Raw genomic sequence first — 21163 nt, forward strand, 5'->3', positions numbered from 1 at the left:
ATGAAAAGAATTATCATCGTTATTTTAGGAATCGGATTATTGGTGGGATTAGGAATTTTCACTGCCCGATTAATCAGCAACAAAGGAAAATCCGACGGAAACCTTGCAGCTTTCAACTTTGAAATACAAGATACCGCATCCGTCAATAAAATTATTATTACAGAACCGAACGGGATGGAAATGACCCTGATCCGTAACGGGAATTCTTGGACAGATGATAAAGGGGAATGCGTTCAGCCGATACAGGTATTTAACATCCTTGAAGCGCTATACAATGTACGATTCAAAGGATATGTGCCTGAAAACTCGGTAAAAACCGTCATCAACCGCATTTCAACACTTGGCATCAAAGTTCAGTATTTCCAGAACGATGAATGGAGCAAAACCTGGTATATCGGCGGGGCCACTTCCGACCATCACGGAACCTACATGCTGGTAGAATCGGAAGAAGCAGGAAAAAGCGACTTACCGGTAATTGCCGAGATCAAAGGAATGAAAGGAATTATTGAACCACGTTTCTTCGCCGACCCCAGAAAATGGCAGTGTTCCGGAATTTTTGCTTACCAGATGCAGGAAATTGCGGAAGTGAATGTGACCTTCACAGGAAGACCTGACAGAAGCTTTGAAGTCCGCAAAATCAAAAACGATTACCTGGTAAAATACGGAGGCAAGTACTTGACAAGTCTTGATACCAATATGGTTTACCGATACTTGTTAAACTACAAACGCATCAACTTCGAGAACCCGAATTACGAACTGAATGACAAGCAGTTGGATAGTTTAAAACGATCTACCCCATTCTGTGAATTGAAAGTTCGTACAACCAAGGGCGAAAAGAAAAAATTGCGCATGTTCCGCATCAAAGCAACCGGAGATGGTGAGGTAGATGATTTTGGAGACAAGGCAGACTATGATATTAACAGATTCTGGTGTGAACTTCCGGACGGACAGGTTGTTAAATGCCAGTATTTCGTCTTCAACCCTATAATTATGGGGCATGTTTACTTCAACCCGAATCGATACGGAACTATCCAATAAGGTTAATATCTCGTTGAAAACTGTCGGGAAAGAGTTGGATTTTCAACCACTCATCCCTTGAATAATTGGTATATTTGTTCTCGTAAATAACCAATCAGTATGAATTTTATCGTATCCAGTACGAATTTACTACGTCATCTTCAAAGCATCAGCGGTGTTTTAAGCACTAGTAATACTTTGCCGATCCTTGATAACTTTTTGTTCAACATTTCGGACAGCCAATTGATCATTTCCGCTTCCGATTTGGAGACAACCATGCAGACAACCATGGAAGTTGAAGCAACCGATTCTGGCAAAGTGGCAATTCCCGCTAAAATGCTTTTGGATGTATTGAAGAACCTTCCGGATCAGCCGTGTACATTCAAGATCGATACAGCTTCTTTCGGGGTGGAGATCGTTTACGACAACGGTAAATCAAAAATGGTCGGGTTCAACGGCGAAGAGTTCCCTAAAACTCCGGCTATTGAGAACAGCACCAGCATCCGCATTTCAGGTGAGATTATTTCCAGCGCGATTAACAAAACGCTTTTTGCTGCAGGAAATGATGATTTACGCCCGGTAATGAGCGGTATGTACTGCCAGTTCAGCCCTTCCGATATCACATTCGTTGCTACGGATGCTCATAAATTGGTTAGATACCGCAGAACAGACGGTCAGGCAACCGGAGGATCAGCATTCATTCTTCCGAAAAAACCATTGAACTTGTTGAAGTCCAATTTACGCGGAGATGAAGAAGTTCAGGTAGAATACACGGATTCAAACGCAATTTTCACGTTCAACGATATTGTTTTAATGTGCCGTTTGATCGATGGGAAATACCCGAATTATGAAGCAGTAATTCCGAAGGAAAATCCAAACATTCTAATCGTTGATCGTTTACAGTTCCTGGGAGCTATCAAACGAGTTTCGATTTTTGCCAACAAAACTACACACCAGGTAAAATTAAAAATTGCCGGAAGTGAATTGAATATTTCTGCAGAAGACCTGGATTTCTCCAATGAAGCGAATGAGCGTCTGACTTGTAATTACGACGGAACGGATATTGAAATCGCATTCAACAGCCGATTCCTGATGGAAATGCTAAACAATATCGATGCTCCGGAAGTTAAAATTGCCATGAGTGAACCAAGCAGAGCAGGTCTATTGATGCCGAATACTTCAGATAACGAGCACGAAGATATTTTAATGCTGGTAATGCCGGTAATGATTAACAGGTAATCAACTGATTTTCAATATTAAAAAAGTAGGGCTGTAAAATTTTACAGCCCTACTTTTTTAAATTCATTTTTTTTGGCACGAATTTTATTACTACATCAATTATAAAATTCAAAGTCATGAAAAAGATCTACTTCACATTCGCACTAGTACTTTTAACCTGTACACTCGCACATGCTTCTGAATTAGTTTTGCGAGTTAACAGACAAGGTCAATTTATTGTCAGCGCTTCCAGCCAAACGCAAACAAATACTATCAATACGTATCAATTTTACAACCTGTATGCAGGAAACACTCAGGTAAAAGTTGTCGACAAAATGAACGGCCAGGTCGTTTTCAAGAACAACCTGAATATTCCTCACAACACTCAATTGGTAGCAGAACTGGATATGTATGGAACACTTACCATTGTTGCAAGCAATCCGATGGGATATACAAACGGTGGATGGAACGGAAACGGAAATGTAGGCAACGTAAACTACGGTAACAACGGAAACGGTTATTACGGTGGAGGTTATCAAAACAACCACTGCGGAACCTATCCGAACTACCAGAGTGACGGTTATTATAACCAGGGGCAAACCACAAACAACCAGTATTTTAGCCAGTTTTTAAGCAGCCTGAGATCTGAGAGTTTTGACAGCAGCCGTTTGCAAAATGCAAAAGTATACGCTTCTAAGATGAATTTATCTGCAAGCCAGATCAAAGATATTGCTGCAACTTTCACTTTCGACAGCAATCGGTTAGACTGGGCAAAAGCAGCATATACGAGTTGTTATGATAAAGGAAATTATTTCTTATTGAGAGAAACATTTACCTTCTCTTCCAACTACAGCGACCTGCAGGATTACATCAGCACTCTATAAAACAAACCCATTTTGATGCATACATCAAAATTTAGATCCAATACCAACAAAAAGAACGGGATGGTTACGAAAGTAATGATCCCGTTTTTTTTCCCTCTTCTCTAACACTCAAACTCACTCCGCCCCGTTCTTTTCAGGGAAGAGTGTGTGTTTTGAGAGTGATTTAGATCTGAAGTAAACTTTTCAAATCGTCTATCAAACAGTTCAACATTTCTATTTCAATTAAAAACGATTTATTTACCTCATCCGCTAAAGTCACTTCAGAATGAAATTCGGATGAACGGCCTTTTAATATGTAGTGAAATTGTGTAAAATTCACTATCTTTGGGTCTCATAACTAGCTATATGAAAGAACAAAATTTAGCCGATTTAGAGGCTGCGTTTAATGAGAAACTAAAGCAGGATATTCGCATTGAGCCTAAAGACTGGATGCCTGATGCTTATAGAAAGACATTAATCCGCCAAATCTCGCAGCATGCACATTCTGAAATTGTCGGGATGCTTCCGGAAGGAAACTGGATTACGCGTGCTCCGAATTTAAGGCGTAAAGCTGTTTTATTGGCTAAAGTTCAGGATGAAGCAGGTCACGGCCAATACCTGTATAGTGCTATGGAAACGCTGGGTGCCTCCCGGGAGGAAAGCATTGATGACATGCATTCAGGAAAAGCAAAATATTCTTCCATTTTCAACTATCCGACCTTAACCTGGGCTGATATGGGTGCTGTGGGCTGGTTGGTTGACGGAGCTGCAATTATGAACCAGGTTCCGTTGTGCAGAACATCTTACGGTCCGTATGCACGTGCAATGGTGCGTATCTGTAAAGAGGAATCTTTCCACCAACGCCAGGGATACGAGATTATGTGTACTTTGATGAAAGGATCCGAAGAACAAAAAGCAATGGCCCAGGATGCATTAAATCGTTTTTGGTGGCCGGCATTGATGATGTTCGGACCAAGTGATGAAGCTTCCACACATACCCAGCAGTCTATCGATTGGAAGATCAAAAGACACACCAACGATGAGCTGCGGCAGATGTTCATTGATGCTACCGTTCCACAGGCTGAATTAATTGGTTTGACCATTCCGGACAAAGACCTGAAATGGAATGAAGAACGCGGACATTATGATTCCGGTGAAATTAACTGGGATGAGTTCTGGCAGGTTGTCAGCGGAAACGGACCATGTAATGCTGAACGTATCGCAGCACGTTTGAAAGCTAAAGAAGACGGAATGTGGGTCCGCGAGGCAGCAATGGCCCACGCAGAAAAGAAAAAAGCAAGAAAAGCATCTTAATATTATACAGCAATGGCAGGAAAAGATTGGCCTTTATGGGAAGTTTTTATAAGAAGTAAAGTGGGGTTAAACCACAAACATGTTGGAAGCATTCACGCAGCAGACGCAGAAATGGCTGTTGAAAACGCCCGCGATGTTTATACCAGACGCAGTGAAGGAATCTCTATTTGGGTAGTTGAATCTTCCCAGGTATTTGCTTCGGACCCTGCGGATTCGGATGCATTGTTCGAACCGGCTAACAGCAAAATCTATCGTCATCCTACTTTTTACGAAGTACCGGATGGTGTAGGACACATGTAATTGGATTTTAAGACTTCAAGACAGTAAGATTTCGGGACTTAATTTGTCCGGTCTTAACATCTTAAAGTCCTAATATCTTAAAATCAAAATATGAACAACTTATTTACATATACATTACGCATAGCTGATGACAGCTTGATCTCGGCCAGAGACTTTCCGAATGGTGTGGTCACGGACCTATCATTGAGGAAGACATTGCGCTGACGAACATAGCGTTGGATTTGATCGGGCAGGCTACCAGTTTACTGGAATATGCCGCTCAGGTTGAAGACAAAGGACGAAGTGCGGATGATCTTGCTTTTCTAAGGTTTGAAAATCAATATTTTAACACACAATTAGTAGAACAGAAAAACGGAGATTTTGCAGTAACAATTGTTCGTCAATGGATCTTCGACACTTTCAGACTTCCTTTCTACGAAGCATTACAGCACTCGGCAGATAAACAGCTTGCAGCGATTGCGGAAAAATCTTTGAAAGAAACGAAATATCATTGGAAACATTCTTCCGAATGGATAATTCGTATGGGAGATGGAACCGAGGAATCGAACAAACGGGTAACCGATGCTTTGAACCTGCTTTGGAAATTCTCCGATGAGTTATTCTACATGGATGATGTGGACAAGGAATTGATTTCCCAGGGAGTTGCAATTGACCTCGAAACTTTGCGCCCTGCATTTAACGAGCGTATTCAATACGTGTTACAGCAGGCAACCCTTCAGCTGCCCGATTCCAAGTGGAAACTAAACGGGGGGAGATTGGGAAGACATACTGAACATTTTGGTCATTTACTAGCGGAAATGCAATACATGCAGCGCGCATATCCGAATATGGAATGGTAAATGAAACGACCATATGGAATTATTTAGAAGAAGTACCGGATCCTGAAGTTCCGGTACTTTCGGTTATTGATCTTGGGATTGTTCGTGCTGTAAAAGTGATTTCGGAAAAAGAAGTTGAGGTAACCATCACTCCTACCTATTCGGGATGTCCTGCAATGAATTACATCGAAAAAAATATCCGGGAATTGCTCACCGAAAAAGGCTTTGAAAAAATCACTTTCCACACTGTTCTTTCTCCGGCATGGACTACTGACTGGATGAGCGAAGCTGGTAAAGAAAAGCTATTGGCTTATGGAATAGCGCCTCCGGTAAATGAAGTCGATAAATTGATCTTGTTTGGTGATGCCCCTGTTGTAAGGTGTCCTCAATGTGGTTCCGAAAACACAAAAATGCTCAGTCAATTCGGAAGCACTGCCTGCAAAGCGCTTTACCAATGCAACGATTGCCTGGAACCATTTGACTATTTCAAGTGCCTGAGATAAGTTCAAAAATTAATAGGTTTTAACCAATGTGTTATTTGTGGGTTACGCTTCGTAACTGACAGTAATCAACTAGTGCATTATCAAATAATTATTCTGTTAAATACGTATATTTGCGCCGATTGTTTAATCAACTGCACATTTATGACGACGAAAGATACCTGTATTCAAGCTAACGATTTGCTTTTGAGTGAGTTATCTAAACACGCGCAATCATCGGCCGTAAATCGTTGTTCTAGAAAAATTTCCCATTCTTATTTCCGACTTAATTTTTTCATCCTATGATCAGATTGAGTTTGTTAATAGGTACTTTTTGTTTGCTGCTGAGCAGCTCAATTTTTGCCCAGGTTCCAGCTTCACCACCTACAGGAACGACTGTTACACTTAGTTCTGCCACTCCATTTGCATACGCTTTAACAGGAGGGTTGAATTATTCCTTCACCAATTCTTCCTGGCCGGCGTTCAACACTAATTGCTACGGGTTCACTATCAATGACACCTTATTCAGTGCAATAAATGGTTTCAATCCTACTCCGGCAGGCGGACCCTGCAGTGGAATGTCAAACCTGGTTTACAATGCAGGTATGTCGAACCTGGCAGCCGGAGTTATTGTTTATACGGGAAGAACAAGTTATCGCTACCAAAATACTTCAAGTGCATTTGTTGTGAATACTGCGGTTCCTGTGCGGGCAACCGTAACTTTCTCATCCCCCGTGATCTATTACCCGAATAATACTTTTGTGGTTCCTGTAACCGGGAACTTCTCTTATTCGGTTCTCATGGAGAGTTTTTCTCCGGCTGATGCACAATATTTGAGCGGATCCGGAAATACATGGGTTCCCTCAAAGACCTTGTTCGATAACATGATTACAGCTTCCAACAACTCGATCTGTGTCAATTTTACCCCCGGAAACTTTACACTCAACACTGTTGCAGCCAGTACCGCATCTACCGGTATTATTTGTCAGGGTGGAAATATTCAATTGACCGGTGGTGGAACGGGAAACAACTTAACTTTTAGCTGGACCGGCCCGAACAGTTTCACAAGTACCAATCCTAATGCAACAATCAACAGTGCAAATGCGGGTAATTCCGGAACGTATTTTTTGACTGCAACGGATGATATAGGCTGTCCGAATACGGTACAATGTGCCATTACCGTACAGCAACCCCCTACTGCTACGGCAGGCGGAACTTCGGTAATCTGCGTCAATAGTTCAGTTACAGTAAGCGGTGCCTCTTCATCAAACGGAACCATTTCATGGACACATAACGGCAGCGGGTCACTTACAAATACAACTACTTTAACTCCCACTTATACTCCATCTTCTTTTGATGCCGGGCAAACAGTCGTTCTAACATTAACAACTACCAGTAATAATTCTTGCGCACCGGCCACTGCTCAGGCAACCTACAATATCATTGTGCAAGGGAACCCAATAGCAACCGATGGTGTAACGAATTCTATCTGCTCTTCAGGTAATTTCACAATTACTACTGCCAATGCTCAATTTGGAACAATTAGCTGGACACATAACGGAAACGGTACTTTGACGAACGCCAATACTGCATCGCCAACATATACGCCGAGTATTTTGGATAATGGAAATACGATAATTCTAACGCTGACAGTCACGAGTACAAATGCTTGTGCTCCTGCCTCAGCCCAGGCATTCCATGTTTTAAATGTCACACCACTTCCTCTGGCTATTTCCGGTGGAATTGCAACTATTTGTGAAAACAGTTCGATAACAGTTTCCGGGGCTATGGCTACGAACGGAACTCTCAGCTGGAGCCATAACGGGACCGGAACACTAACAAATCCGACGTTGATTAATCCCACTTATACACCAGGTCCCGGTGATGTGGGAAATATCGTAACTCTGACACTAACAGTTTCAAGTAACAGCTGTGGTACTGCCACTTCAACTGCTGATTTCTCTATTACAGTTCAAGGTTTGCCTACGGTATCTGTCACTAATTCGTCCACTATTTGTTCCAACTCTTTTGCAACGGTTTCAGGGGTTTCAGCAGCAAACGGCATTATTTCCTGGACACATAATGGAAGTGGATTTATAACGAATTCAACCGGTTTAACACCAACTTACACTCCTTCGATCTTAGATGCCGGGAATACTGTTTCTCTGACAATTAATGTGTCAAGCAATAACTCCTGCGCTCCGTCGTCGGTTTCTGCCGTTTATTATGTAACCGTAGATCGTCTTCCTAAAGCAACTGTCGGGGGTAATGCTACTATCTGTGAAAGTAATCCGTACACGGTATCTGGGGCTTCTTTCAATTATGGAACAGCCAACTGGACCCACAATGGTTCCGGAACAATTACCAATGGAAATACCGCATCCCCAACTTATACTCCGGCTCCTTCAGACGCGGGAAATGCCATTACGTTAATTTTAAATGTAACCAGTAATAATGCCTGTGCTCCCAACGTAGCAAGTGCAACTATAAGTTTGATTGTTCAGCACGCTCCAATAGCAGTGGCAGGTGGGACAACTACTGTTTGCGTTACTTCTGATGCTCCTGTTACCGGAGCAACAGCAACCTATGGAACCATTAACTGGACACATAATGGTAATGGCACCCTGGCTAACCCTACGGCATTGGGACCTATCTACACTCCTGTCCTATCTGACGGTGGGAATCCTGTCATACTTACTTTGACAGTAACCAGTATTAATGCTTGTGCTCCACAGACCGCTTCAGCAACCTATACTATTTATATCGATCCGCTTCCTTTAGCTTTAGCCGGCGGATCTGATACCATCTGCGCAAGTGGAAGTGGAACGGTTTCAGGTGTAACTGCATTAGCCGGATCAATATTCTGGAGCAGTAATGGTCTTGGTTCAATTTCTGACCCTACAAGCGCAACACCGACCTATTTTCCCTCTGCTACTGAGAGTGGAAATACTGTAACTTTAAGTATGGAATTACTGAGTAATAACACTTGTTTTCCGGAAACAAGTTACGCAACCTATACTTTTTTTATTGATGCTCCACCTTCTATTCAAATAACAGATCCTACAGATACACTTTGTCCGGGAGCAACCAAGCAAATCCAGGGAGTCACTATAACAAATGGCACTCCTTCCTGGACTCATAATGGTACAGGAACACTTATAGATGCAAATACAAATTCCCCCACTTATACAGCCGGCCCCGGAGATTTAGGAACTGTTGTTACGTTAACGCTCACTGTTACAGGTGATAATGGGTGTTCACTTCAAACTACCGCTTCAGCAGTAGAAGTCTACGTCAAGGCGAGTGCCAATATTCCAAATATTAATTTGGCCAATCTGACTCATGTACGCTGTTATGGTGATCTCACGGGAAGTGTTATTTTAAATGTTAGCGGTGGTGCTCCGCCATATACCTATCAATGGAGTTCCGGATCTACCGGTCAAAATCTTGCGAATGTTGGTGAAGGCATTTATTACGTGGATATTACAGATAAATTTGGTTGTGTTGCTACAGACACGTTCAAAATTAATCAGCCGCCACAATTAATCAGTACTCCGGTAATTGTTCCGGTAGACTGCTCCGGAATCAATGAATCAAGCATCAGTGTTTCCGCATCAGGAGGTGTTGGTCCGTATTATTATTCCTGGCGTGATCTGGAGATTGACGGACAAACTATTTCCGGAATTCCGGCAGGAGATTACAAGGTTACTGTAACAGATGCAAATGGATGCCGACTGAATGAAATTATTTCAATAGGTACCAGTGGTTCAATCATAGTAGAAGCAACACCGGATGTCATGTTTGTCAATATAGGAACCGAAATTCCTTTTACGGTTACCGGTGCAACAACTTATGAATGGACTCCGGCACAATATTTATCCTGCGATGATTGCGATAATCCGATCTGTATTCCAACGTCTTCAAATAACTATATTGTTGTCGGATCCGATCCGAATGGCTGTACGGGAACTGATACGGTAATCGTCAATGTTTTTGTAGATTGCCACAACCTGTCTTTACCAAATGTATTCTCACCGAATAATAGTGGTCCGGAGGTAAACAACACCTTTGGTCTGCTAGGAACGCTTCCTTGTTTAGAAACTTATCAATTATTGATTTTTAATCGATGGGGAGAACAGGTATTCGAAACTCAAACCACCGATTTACAATGGGATGGTAATTTCAACGGAAAGCCTCAAAACTCAGGCGTTTATTTCTACCGCCTGGATATGAAACTGGTAACCGGTGAAGAAATTAAAAAATCAGGTAACCTAACATTGATCAGATAATATGAAAAAGTTTATCATTTGCATATTCATTCTGATCCGGGTTGTAACAAACGATGTTTGGTCGCAGGATGTTCATTTTGCCCAGACTGAATATGCACCTATGCTTTTAAATCCAGCTTTGACAGGGGCCTTTTCACACATGCAGGTCATTGCGAATTACCGCAATCAATGGAATAGTGTTGCTTCACCATATCAAACAATTGCAGCTTCTTTCGATGCCAGATTACAACGCAGAGATGCTGATAACAACAGTTTTGTAGCTTTAGGAGTTAACTTCTTCAATGATGTAGCAGGCGACATGAAGGTTACTACCAACCAGTTTAACCTGGATTTGGCTTACCATATCAAGATGGGCCGCTACAGTGTGCTTCGGATCGGAATTTACGGTGGGATGAATCAACGGATCCTTGATCCGAGCAGGGGAAACTGGGCAAGCCAATTTGATGGTGATGCAATCAATACAAGCATAGGCAGCGGCGAAAATTTCGGTTCATACAACCACCTATTTATGGATGCGGGTGCCGGAATCGTTTACACCTTCCGCAGAATGAAATATTCCGTTAATAACAATGTCAACAATAATGTGAATTGCGGTCTTGCGGTTTATCACGCCAATCAACCTGCTTCATCATTCGTTTCTTTGCCGGAGGACAAACTAGCTATGCGGATTTCCGGGTTCATCAATAGCTCTTTCAATATCCGGAATACCCCATTAGCGGTGCAGCCGGCTGTTTATGTGCAATTGCAGTCGAAGTATTCGGAGGTGCTTTTCGGAACTTATCTGCGCTACAACCTTCGTGAGTCTTCACATTTCACCGGATCCATCAAACCGGTAGCTGCCGCACTCGGAATATTCAGCCGCTACAAAGATGCTTTCGTCGCAAAGGGGTATTTCCAGTATCATCAATTTTCAGTTGGTATGGCTTACGATTTCAACCTTTCACGGTTAACTCCTGTCTCTAAATCACGCGGAGGAGTTGAGATTTTCCTGCGTTTCAACCTGGATGACCGTTTGAACAATCCTTCTCTTTGGTAGACTAAATCTTTGAATCCAACAAATCTTCATTGGTTCTATTACCTCCCGAATTAAATTGATTATGCTTAGCTGTTGCTACCGCATGTTTAATGTTCTTTATCAAAAAAACCAGAAATGCAACTCTGATCAAAAAGACCATAATAATAAATATGTTTCCGGAAACAAGGCTCAATAACGAAATTAACGTCCAAAAACCAAACATAGATAAACCCAGGTAAAAAGCCCATGGCTTTGATTTGTTTGTATTAACTGCAGATACAACATATACTGCCACTACTGAAAGATTGATCAGCGTTATTAGTGAACCCAGGGATAAATCAAAACTCAGGTGTATTCCATCCAATAAACTTGAAATAATTGCAAAAACAGTGATTACCCAGAAAAAAGTACTCATGCTTTTCAATTCTTTAGCAGGATGTGACACATTATTTACACAATGATATCCATCAATAATGATATCCAGTGTAATGGGTTTAGCCGAAAGTTTCAACTCTATTTCTCCCAACTCCTTGGTCTGATACTTTACTCCATTCCTAAGCTTATTCACTCCTTCATGGGTCAGGATCAATGTATCGTGGTAATAAATCTCTACAACTTGATATCCCCTGGTCCACATTGCTTTGACTGTTTCGCCCGGGAATTGTGTAATGCGGTATTTCTTTTCAAAATCCATGATTCGGTTGGCTTTTAAATAAAAAAAGGGCATCCTTAAGATGCCCCCTAAAATACTTTATTTTTTTCTTATCCCAAGAACGGATATTTGTAATCTGTCGGCGGAACAAATGTTTCTTTAATTGTTCTTGCGGAAACCCAACGCAATAAGTTCATTGCCGCTCCTGCCTTATCATTAGTACCTGAACCTCTTGCACCTCCGAACGGTTGCTGACCAACAACTGCCCCAGTAGGTTTATCATTGATATAGAAGTTTCCTGCTGCATTTTCAAGTGCCTTGGTAGCAGTTTGAATAGCATAGCGGTCGTTCGACATAATTGAACCGGTCAATGCATACTCAGAAGTTTCGTCCAACAATTTCAAGGTTGCTTCGAATTCATTTTCAGGATAAACATAGATTGTTAATACCGGTCCGAAGATCTCTTCAACGATTGTTCTGAATTTTGGATTTGTCGTTACAACAACAGTTGGTTCAATGAAATATCCTTTTGATTTATCGTAAGAACCTCCAACGATAATTTCAGCATCAGATTGTGATTTTGCATAGTCGATATATCCGGAGATCTTATCGAAAGCACGCTCATCGATTACTGCATTGATGAAATTGGAAGAATCTTCCGGAGAACCCATTTTGAAGGATTTAACCTGGTTTACCAGGATTTCTTTCACATCCTGCCATAAATTGGATGGAATATACGCACGTGAAGCTGCAGAACATTTTTGTCCCTGGAATTCAAATGCTCCACGAGACAAAGCAGTTGCTACTTCAGCTGCATTTGCACTTTTGTGAACCATTACGAAGTCTTTTCCTCCTGTTTCTCCAACGATTCTTGGATATGCACGGTAATTCTCAATGTTATTTCCGATCTCTTTCCATAAATGACGGAATACTCCTGTTGAACCTGTGAAATGCAACCCTGCCAAATGTTTGTTCTTGAAAATTACATCACCGGCCACTGGTCCGTCTACAGAAATCATATTGATTACTCCGTCCGGAACTCCGGCTGCACGGAATACTTCCATAATTACCTGTGCCGAATACATTTGAGATTCCGCAGGTTTCCAAACGATTACATTCCCCATCATTGCAGGCGCAGCACAAAGGTTCGCAGCAATTGAAGTAAAATTGAACGGCGTAAGAGCAAAAACGAATCCTTCCAGCGGACGGTATTCCAATCTGTTCCACATTCCGGGTAAAGATTCCGGTTGGTCTTTATAGATTTGAGTCAAATACTGAACATTGAAGCGGAAAAAATCAATTAGCTCACATGCTGCATCGATCTCAGCCTGCATGACGTTTTTGGATTGCCCCAACATAGTTGCAGCATTCATTTTATTTCTGAATGGTCCTGCCAATAAATCCGCAGCTTTCAAAAAGATCGCAGCACGTTGTTCCCAGGGAAGGTTTGCCCATTGCTCACGTGCATTCATCGCAGCATCAATAGCTTTGGAAACATGAGACGCATCTCCGTAATTGAAATGTCCCAACACTTTTTGATGATCGTGTGGAGGTGACATCGGTTTTTTATTATCCGTTCGAACCAACTCCGAACCAATGTACATCGGTACATCGATTGGTTCCTGATTCAACATTCTTTTATATTCAGAAATCAAAGCCGTATGCTCGGCACTTCCCGGAACATAAGCCTTTACCGGTTCATTGATTGCTTTTGGAACCGTAAATAACGCGTTTGACATAGTATACATTTTTGCATTACAAATGTACACATAATGCTTTGAGTTCTAAAACAAGTTCAAAAAGAGTTCAAAGAGTTTAATGGGGTCAACACATGTTCAAAATGTAGAATACATCATATAAAGAAGGTATTCCTAACCAATATCATTACCATAAAAAGTCCCTCTTTCCAAGAACTGCATTTTTCTTCATTAATCACTTTATTTGAACTTTTGATCTATAAAGTTATTTGGATTTGAACTTTTGAACTTTTGAACTTTTTAAACTTATGGAACTTCTACCATTCATTTAAAAGATTGTTCTTATGTTTGGGTTATGGTTATTTAAACACACTTATGAAGATCTCTACTGCCATTATTCTTTTTGCCGTGTGCACTCATTTCTGGTCATTCACCCAATCCTATGATTCGAAGAAACAATGGGATTTATTAAACAATGGTGGTGAAAACGAGCGGATTGATGCAGCTAAAAAACTAAGTATCTACTATCAGTCAGAATCGTTAGACTCTTTAAGGATCGTCGGTGAAACACTTTTCTTCTTTGGAATTGACAATCATTACCAACCTGCAATTGAATTCGGGAAAATTACGCTGGCAGAGTTTTACGTTATGAACGGCCGGATCAATGATGGAATTGTCATGGCAAAAGCCACACTCCCAAGATTACAGGAACGTGGCGATATGACTTTATTAACCGATGTTTGTAAAATTATTGCTTCGGGCTACCGGAAACTGGATGACGGAAATTCCTCCATGCTGTGGGCCCAAAAAGCCATTACTTACAATAAGGACAATCCGGAATCCAAAGACAAAACGGAAGGATTGATTTCATTGGCAGAAGCATATTTACTGCAACATAAGGAAAAACTGGCCATTGAAACGTATGAAAATTACATTTCTAAAGCCTCCAAATCAAAAGATTATCGAGGATTGAGTTCTGCTTATGCACGTTTGGGCGATATCTACCGGATTTCTGAAAAGTTCAGCCTGGCAGAAAAATTCTTCAAACTTTCCTATCAAATGGCTCGGAAAACGAATCTGACTTCACCGAAAGCCCATGCATTAAATAACCTGGCAATTGTTTATTTCGAAAAAGGAGATACTACCAATGCACGACTTCATTTCCAAAAAGCACTCACACTAAGAGAATCTGTCAATGACGTGAAGTCCGTTTCAGAAAGTCTTTACAACATGGGAGATTACCATTTCTATATCGAACAGTATTCAAAAGCACTTTATTGGTATCAAAGATCAACTGACCTGGCTAAGAAAAACGGACTTTTAAAAGAGGAAAAAGACGGATTACTTGCAATGGCGCAGGTTTATAAGGAAATGAAGCAATTTGACGAATCTACCAGGCATTTGGAAAAAGCACTTGCGATCTCCAGTGATCTGAAACTGCAGCAAAGCGCAGATGATGAAGATTTGACAAACCTGCAGCACGAGATCTGGCGAACCGATTTTGAGGAATACAAAACTGCTGAAATCAGAAAAGAAACTTCTTTTTGGAATGATGTACTTTTAATCGTTGCGGCGGCTTTGGCAATAACTGTCGTCTTATTGTTTATAAGACTCAATAAGACAAAAACGACTTAATTTAGTTTCCCCGGGAAATTCAATTGAAAAACAGGAATATCCACTTTAAAAAGCTGGCCCGTTTCCATATTCTTAAACGTATAAAAACCATGCATGGAACCCATTTCTGATTTTAGTTCACACCCACTCGTGTATTGATATAATTCTCCTGACTCCAAAATAGGCTGTTGACCAACAACCCCCTCTCCACTAACATGAATGGTAGGATTCAAAGAATCAAAAATAAACCAATCGCGGTGAAGCAATTGAACGGTGAATTGATTTTGATTTTCAATATCAATCCGGTAACTGAAGAAATAGCTTGAGTCCGTTGTTTGAGAAACATCTGCCCGAAACTGAGTCGAAACCCGGATCAAAACTCCTTCCGTAAGCGCGGTTATCTGTGTCATATTTATCGACTTGTCACGAAGAAAGTTAGTAACTTAAATTAAGACCGACAAATTTTTCACATTTTTTATTGATGGATGCCCACAAACCGTAGCATTTCAAGCGACTTCAAAAATTAACGAATAATGGCTCTAAATGACGAAAGTCACTCTAAATATGTAGCCTTCAAGCCGAATTAAATTCTATTTTTGTATTCAAAAAAATCAGAAATGACTCCGAAGTTTCATCCTTTAGTTGTTCAAGATGTCAGAAAGGAAACTGATGACACTGTTTCAATTGCATTTGAAATCCCATCCGAACTGACCAACGACTACCAATTTGTTTCCGGGCAATACATTACCATTCGTAAAATCATCGACGGTGAAGAGTTGAGAAGGTCTTATTCTATTTGCGTAACTCCGCAGGACGGCGAATTACGTGTTGCTGTTAAACGAGTAGATGACGGTCGTTTTTCCTCCTGGGCAACATCTGAACTGAAAATCGGAGAAACATTGGATGTAATGACACCAAGCGGGCACTTTCAATTGGTCCCTGAAATTTCTGCAACCCGGAACTATGCTCTTTTTGCAGCGGGAAGCGGGATCACTCCGATTATTTCCATCGCGAAAACAATCTTAATGAACGAGCCTATGAGCACAGTAACACTTGTTTATGGTAACAGAGGTTTCGCGAGTATCATTTTCAGAGAAGAATTAGAAGCTTTAAAAAATAAATTCATCAATCGCTTTCAGCTAATTCATGTCTTGAGCCGGGAAAGCTTAGGAAATCCTTTGCAAAAGGGGCGTATTGACAAGGAAAAAGTGGAATTAATCGGAAGGACACTCTTACGCGGAGAGCATATTGATGCGGTTTACAGCTGTGGTCCCGAGGAGATGACCCATGCTGTTAAAGAAGCAATGATGGAATCCGGAGTTCCGGAAAACAAAATCCATTTCGAACTATTTGGAACGAAAACGGCTGGTTCCCAGGCAAAAATTGTTGTTCCGAAAGACCAGGATGTGTTGGCAAAAGTGACCATTATTTTGGATGGTGACCGTATTGAAGTGGACCTGAACACTGCCGGAACATCCATCCTTGAAGCAGGTTATGCCGCAGGAGCGGATTTGCCTTTTGCATGTAAAGGCGGTGTCTGCTGCACATGTAAAGCAAAAATATTGGAAGGGAGTGCTGTAATGGACGTCAACTATGCATTGGAAAAAGATGAAGTTGAAGCCGGTTATATTTTAACTTGTCAGGCGCACCCGACTTCCGAAAAATTAACAGTATCATTTGACGATTAATTATGGGTTTATTTTCCAAATTCAAGAAAGATTCCGGGGCTAAAAAAGGGCGCTCAGGAATGGTTACGGTTGCAAACAATGAACGAATCACAGCAGTTGGAAGTCGTATTCATTTTGAAATACCAGCTGATTTGAAAGATCAGTTTGCTTATGAACCCGGACAATATATCAATGTTCACGTAAACCTGAATGGAGCCAAACACACCCGCTCATATTCTATTTGCAGCGGCCCCCAGGAAAAAAATCTGGCAGTTGCAGTAAAAGCAATTGACAACGGTTTGGTTTCAAACTATTTGGTCAACGAATTGAAAGCCGGAGATCAGATTGAATTGGATTTTCCTATGGGGAATTTCAAATTGGACCAAAAAGCTCCCAATATTGTATGTTTTGCAGCCGGAAGCGGGATCACACCATTCATGTCATTCGCCAAATCATTGGGTGCAAACCAGAAAATGCGCCTGATTTACGGGAATTCGAAAATGGATACTGCATTTTTCATGGATGAGATCCTGGCTTTCCCAAATGTGACTTCCACTTTTTTCTTCAGTCAGGAGAAAAACGAAGGTCATCAGGAAGGACGATTGGATAAACACCATGTCAGTGAATTAATCAAGGCAGAATTGCCCCTTTTGAGAGCGGATGGATTCTATATTTGTGGTCCCGAAGAAATGATCATTGGAATACAGGAAGTATTGAGTGTTTTCGGGGTTTCGAAAGAAAAAATTCACTTCGAACTATTTACAACTCCTGTTTTAATGAAGCAGGAAGAAACAACCGTTGTGGGTACGTTTAAAGGAGTTTCCCAGATCAGCGCAATCCTGGACGGAGATGTTCAGCGAATCGAGCTGGCTACAAACGGAAAAAGTATCCTTGACGCTTTAGACCAATCAGGTATGGATGTTCCATATTCTTGTAAAGGTGGTGTTTGCTGTACTTGTAAAGCTAAGATCATTGAAGGAAGCGCGCAAATGACTATCAACTATGCTTTAACCGACGAAGAAGTAAAAGAGGGGTATATTTTGACGTGCCAGGCACATCCAACAAGTGAAGTTCTAAAATTGGATTTTGATGTCTAAAAAGAATGTATTGGTTATCGGTGCCAGCCGGGGAATCGGTAAAGAATTGGTGAGACAATTTGCCGACAAGGGCTTGGAAACATTTGGTTTTTCCCGAAGTTTAACCAATCACACGGAAAATAATATTCACTATATCCAACTGGATTTGTTGAGTCCGACAATTAAGTCGGACTTCGAAAATGCAGTTGCAGGCATAGACCAAATCGATTACCTAATTCATAATGCGGGTTTTATCGCCGTTAAACCTTTCCTGGAGTTATCAAGGGAAGACATACATAACTGCTACCAGGTAAATGTACTTTCGGTGATGGAAATTACTCAAGTATGCATTCCTAAAATGAAACCGGGCGGACATATCGTTATGATCTCATCCATAGGTGGTTTCCAGGGAAGTTCTAAATTTCCGGGATTAGCAGCTTATTCAACTTCAAAAGCAGCATTGGTTTCATTAACTGAATTACTGGCTGAAGAATTCAAGACCTCTGGTATTTCGATCAATTGCTTGTGTTTAGGAGCTGTTCAGACTGAAATGATGGAGGAAGCCTTTCCCGGATATAAAGCACCTCACCAGCCGGATGAGATTGCTGAATTCATTGTAGATTTCACGTTAAACAACGGAAAGTACTTTCATGGGAAAATCATTCCTGTGAGTGTTTCGAATCCATAGAAAGCCATGCAATTAGCCTTAGCGCCTTTGCAGACATATACCGATTATCATTTTCGAAATGCACATCTTGCGGTGTTCAAGGGAGTTGATAAGTTCTACGCTCCGTATTTGAAAATGAACAATGACGGAACGATTAAAAACACTCCGAAAATCGATATTCTTCCGAAAAACAATCCGAATAATTCCGTAATTCCTCAACTTATGGCCTGCGGTGAGCAGGAGTTCTTCGTGATGGCTGATTACATTGAATCTTTGGGATACACTGAACTGAACTGGAATATGGGCTGCCCTTATCCCATGGTTACGAACAAAAACCTGGGAGCAGGAATTCTAAACAAACCGACAGAAATTTTTAATCTGTTTGACAGCATTTTTCCGAAACTAAAAATGGGATTGGGAATCAAAATGCGAATGGGATTGGAAAACACCTCAGAGATTCTTGAAATATTACCCCGTTTGAATGATTACCCGCTTACTGAAATAATTATTCACGCCAGGTATGCGAAACAACTTTACAACGGGACCTGTGATCATGAGCGGTTCCTGGAATGCATTTCATTAACTAAACATTCCTTAACTTATAATGGGGACATTGAAACAAAAGAAGATTTCGACGACCTTCAATGCAAATTCAAAAACATTGATCATTGGATGATCGGAAGGGGTGCTATGAAAAACCCAAGTCTGTTTGAAGAAATCCAATTCGGAATAGTCGATTCCGGTGAAGTTTACCGGGATAAATTGATGCTTTTTTCTCAACACCTAATCACTAGTCTTTTAGAATGTAACCCGGATAGAGGATATGCTTTAAGTAAAATGAAATCCTATTGGGAATACTTATCAGAAGGATTATCGGATGGAAAGAATCTATACCGCAAATTGAAAAAATCAAAATCAATTGAGGAGTTCAGGGAATTGCTTAGTGAAATGCTTTAGTACGCATAAGATTCTCCTGCTTTTAGATAGGTGACAAAATTTGCATCTGTAACGTAATTCTTTTTAGCTAGTTTTTCGACCAATCCCTTTCCCAGCTTTTGTTCATCATGCGTGGATATAAAAAGTTTTGCCCCACACTGCCGGTAAAGTATCTCAGCATTTTTGATACCAAGATTTACGGTACCACCTAACCAAAATGGTAAATGGTAGCATGTCGTCGTTGTTATTAAGACATCTGCTTTGGGAAGATCCTTGCTTTTCGCTCCATGAGGAGCAAACAGGACACTCCCTTCTTCCGTCTCAAACAAATAAGCGCTGTGAACCAAGTCTAAAGGGTTTCCTGGTTTGTACTCCTTAATTGGAAAAGGAGCATCTGTTAGTACAATCAATTTGTAAAAGTGGTTCCATTTTGATATTTTTTTCAGAATACTTTCTTTCGCAATAATGGGAATGGATGGATCAAACTGAATCAATGTTTCCTTATTGCAATGATCCGTGAAAGGATTTGAAATAAACAAGAAATCTGCTGGGGGTAAGCTTAAAACAGATGGTTGCGGGCTTCTATGAAATTGTTCACTAAACAAACGATGTCCATCAATTTGAGATGGAGTAAACCAAGGATCAACAATTATTTTGACTCCATTTAATTCCCAGAGCCAGGCACAATCATCGTTTAATTTGTGAAACTTCATTAAATCTAAATTAGGGATTAAATCTTAATGGGCACAAATCTGCCAACACAAAAAATCGGGACGATGCAGTGCATGTGGGGATTATTAAGAGTGTCATCTCTTTAGCTACAAGCAGCGCTTCGTCAGGGCTCTCCCGGAAAATTATAAACACAAAAAAAGCCGTTCCTTGTGAGAACGGCTTTATAAAAATGGCATCGACTTACTCTCCCACCCTCAAAAGGGCAGTACCATCAGCGCTAACGGGCTTAACTTCTCTGTTCGGAATGGGAAGAGGTGGACCTCGTTGCTATAGACACCTAAAATCATGAATATCTTAGTGAATAGGCATTAGTAATTAGTCAATAGTTTAGAACTGTGTTCTGTTGCCTATTGCCTTTTAACTATGCCTGATTCGTCTTGACGAATTGGCGATTGAAGTAATAAGAAAGAGTGATATTATAAGTCTACGGGTAATTAGTACTACTCGGCTTTGACATTACTGTCTTTACACCTGTAGCCTATCAACGTGGTCGTCTTCCACGGCCCTTAAAAGTTATCTCATCTTGAGGTGAGTTTCGTGCTTAGATGCTTTCAGCGCTTATCTCATCCGAACATAGCTACCCTGCGATGCAGCTGGCGCCACAACAGGTACACCAGAGGTTCGTCCACCCCGGTCCTCTCGTACTAGAGGCAGGTCCTCTCAAATAACTAACGCCCACAACAGATAGAGACCGAACTGTCTCACGACGTTCTGAACCCAGCTCGCGTGCCACTTTAATGGGCGAACAGCCCAACCCTTGGGACCTTCTCCAGCCCCAGGATGTGACGAGCCGACATCGAGGTGCCAAA

18 protein-coding genes and 2 rRNA genes are annotated in these 21163 nt (G+C 41.2%); 14 read left to right on the forward strand and 6 right to left on the reverse strand.

The genetic code is table 11. The features are described from left to right. The 9 genes from QZT69_RS12990 (at position 1) to QZT69_RS13030 (ending at position 11334) form a co-directional block, all read left to right on the forward strand. On the forward strand, positions 1-1038 hold the full coding sequence (locus tag QZT69_RS12990) for a hypothetical protein (RefSeq protein WP_294674838.1): 1038 nt from the start codon (positions 1-3) through the stop codon (positions 1036-1038). 99 nt (positions 1039-1137) lie between these two features. Further along, complete coding sequence (dnaN, locus tag QZT69_RS12995; protein ID WP_294674840.1) at positions 1138-2256, forward strand: DNA polymerase III subunit beta; 1119 nt, start codon at positions 1138-1140, stop codon at positions 2254-2256. Positions 2257-2372: 116 nt separating this feature from the next. Further along, the gene (locus tag QZT69_RS13000) at positions 2373-3119 is read left to right on the forward strand and encodes a DUF4476 domain-containing protein (protein ID WP_294674842.1); all 747 of its coding nucleotides are present in this window, start codon (positions 2373-2375) and stop codon (positions 3117-3119) included. Between the two features lie 345 nt (positions 3120-3464). After that, positions 3465-4412: a 1,2-phenylacetyl-CoA epoxidase subunit PaaA gene (gene paaA, locus QZT69_RS13005; RefSeq protein ID WP_294674844.1), complete on the forward strand. Its 948-nt coding sequence runs from the start codon at positions 3465-3467 to the stop codon at positions 4410-4412. A 12-nt stretch (positions 4413-4424) separates the two neighbouring features. Further along, complete coding sequence (paaB, locus tag QZT69_RS13010) at positions 4425-4712, forward strand: 1,2-phenylacetyl-CoA epoxidase subunit PaaB (RefSeq protein ID WP_294674846.1); 288 nt, start codon at positions 4425-4427, stop codon at positions 4710-4712. Positions 4713-4912: 200 nt separating this feature from the next. Further along, positions 4913-5551, forward strand: a complete 639-nt coding sequence (gene paaC, locus QZT69_RS13015; RefSeq protein ID WP_294674880.1) for a 1,2-phenylacetyl-CoA epoxidase subunit PaaC — start codon at positions 4913-4915, stop codon at positions 5549-5551. Continuing rightward, complete coding sequence (paaD, locus tag QZT69_RS13020) at positions 5545-6033, forward strand: 1,2-phenylacetyl-CoA epoxidase subunit PaaD (RefSeq protein ID WP_294674848.1); 489 nt, start codon at positions 5545-5547, stop codon at positions 6031-6033. Before paaC ends, paaD begins: the two co-directional genes overlap by 7 nt. Before the next feature lie 278 nt (positions 6034-6311). Then, a complete protein-coding gene (locus QZT69_RS13025) occupies positions 6312-10298 on the forward strand; it encodes a gliding motility-associated C-terminal domain-containing protein (protein ID WP_294674851.1) in 3987 nt (1328 codons plus the stop codon). A 1-nt stretch (position 10299) separates the two neighbouring features. Beyond that, positions 10300-11334 carry a PorP/SprF family type IX secretion system membrane protein gene (locus QZT69_RS13030; RefSeq protein ID WP_294674853.1) on the forward strand — a complete coding sequence of 345 codons (1035 nt, stop codon included), beginning with the start codon at positions 10300-10302 and terminating at the stop codon, positions 11332-11334. A gap of 1 nt (position 11335) precedes the next feature. On the opposite strand, the gene QZT69_RS13035 is transcribed toward QZT69_RS13030, so the two are convergent. Both QZT69_RS13035 and pruA read right to left on the reverse strand, forming a co-directional pair. Next, on the reverse strand, positions 11336-12007 hold the full coding sequence (locus tag QZT69_RS13035) for a hypothetical protein (protein ID WP_294674855.1): 672 nt from the start codon (positions 12005-12007) through the stop codon (positions 11336-11338). Between the two features lie 68 nt (positions 12008-12075). Beyond that, positions 12076-13704: an L-glutamate gamma-semialdehyde dehydrogenase gene (pruA, locus tag QZT69_RS13040; RefSeq protein WP_294674857.1), complete on the reverse strand. Its 1629-nt coding sequence runs from the start codon at positions 13702-13704 to the stop codon at positions 12076-12078. 333 nt (positions 13705-14037) lie between these two features. On the opposite strand from pruA, the gene QZT69_RS13045 reads away from it, so the two are divergent. Beyond that, positions 14038-15297 carry a lipopolysaccharide assembly protein LapB gene (locus QZT69_RS13045; RefSeq protein ID WP_294674859.1) on the forward strand — a complete coding sequence of 420 codons (1260 nt, stop codon included), beginning with the start codon at positions 14038-14040 and terminating at the stop codon, positions 15295-15297. Here QZT69_RS13045 and apaG read toward each other — a convergent pair. Then, positions 15294-15686 carry a Co2+/Mg2+ efflux protein ApaG gene (apaG, locus tag QZT69_RS13050; RefSeq protein WP_144334654.1) on the reverse strand — a complete coding sequence of 131 codons (393 nt, stop codon included), beginning with the start codon at positions 15684-15686 and terminating at the stop codon, positions 15294-15296. The two genes, QZT69_RS13045 and apaG, sit on opposite strands and share 4 nt — an antisense overlap. A gap of 207 nt (positions 15687-15893) precedes the next feature. On the opposite strand from apaG, the gene paaE reads away from it, so the two are divergent. The 4 genes from paaE to QZT69_RS13070 are packed head-to-tail and all read left to right on the forward strand — an operon-like array spanning position 15894 to position 19643. After that, positions 15894-16964: a 1,2-phenylacetyl-CoA epoxidase subunit PaaE gene (gene paaE / locus QZT69_RS13055; protein WP_294674863.1), complete on the forward strand. Its 1071-nt coding sequence runs from the start codon at positions 15894-15896 to the stop codon at positions 16962-16964. 2 nt (positions 16965-16966) lie between these two features. Continuing rightward, positions 16967-18040 carry a 2Fe-2S iron-sulfur cluster-binding protein gene (locus tag QZT69_RS13060; protein WP_294674866.1) on the forward strand — a complete coding sequence of 358 codons (1074 nt, stop codon included), beginning with the start codon at positions 16967-16969 and terminating at the stop codon, positions 18038-18040. Beyond that, on the forward strand, positions 18033-18707 hold the full coding sequence (locus tag QZT69_RS13065; RefSeq protein WP_294674868.1) for an SDR family oxidoreductase: 675 nt from the start codon (positions 18033-18035) through the stop codon (positions 18705-18707). The genes QZT69_RS13060 and QZT69_RS13065 overlap by 8 nt, the downstream gene beginning before the upstream one ends. 6 nt (positions 18708-18713) lie before the next feature. Continuing rightward, positions 18714-19643, forward strand: coding sequence for a tRNA-dihydrouridine synthase (locus QZT69_RS13070; RefSeq protein WP_294674871.1), 930 nt, complete (start codon positions 18714-18716; stop codon positions 19641-19643). Here the strand turns inward: QZT69_RS13070 and QZT69_RS13075 are convergent. From QZT69_RS13075 to QZT69_RS13085, 3 genes are all read right to left on the reverse strand, one after another. Beyond that, on the reverse strand, positions 19640-20335 hold the full coding sequence (locus QZT69_RS13075) for an MBL fold metallo-hydrolase (protein ID WP_294674873.1): 696 nt from the start codon (positions 20333-20335) through the stop codon (positions 19640-19642). The genes QZT69_RS13070 and QZT69_RS13075 overlap by 4 nt on opposite strands. Before the next feature lie 186 nt (positions 20336-20521). Then, positions 20522-20635, reverse strand: a 5S ribosomal RNA gene (gene rrf / locus QZT69_RS13080). Positions 20636-20768: 133 nt separating this feature from the next. Continuing rightward, positions 20769-21163, reverse strand: a 23S ribosomal RNA gene (locus QZT69_RS13085); the annotation flags it as partial.

Source organism: uncultured Fluviicola sp. (assembly GCF_902168135.1).
Classification (GTDB): Bacteria; Bacteroidota; Bacteroidia; order Flavobacteriales_D; family Crocinitomicaceae; genus Fluviicola.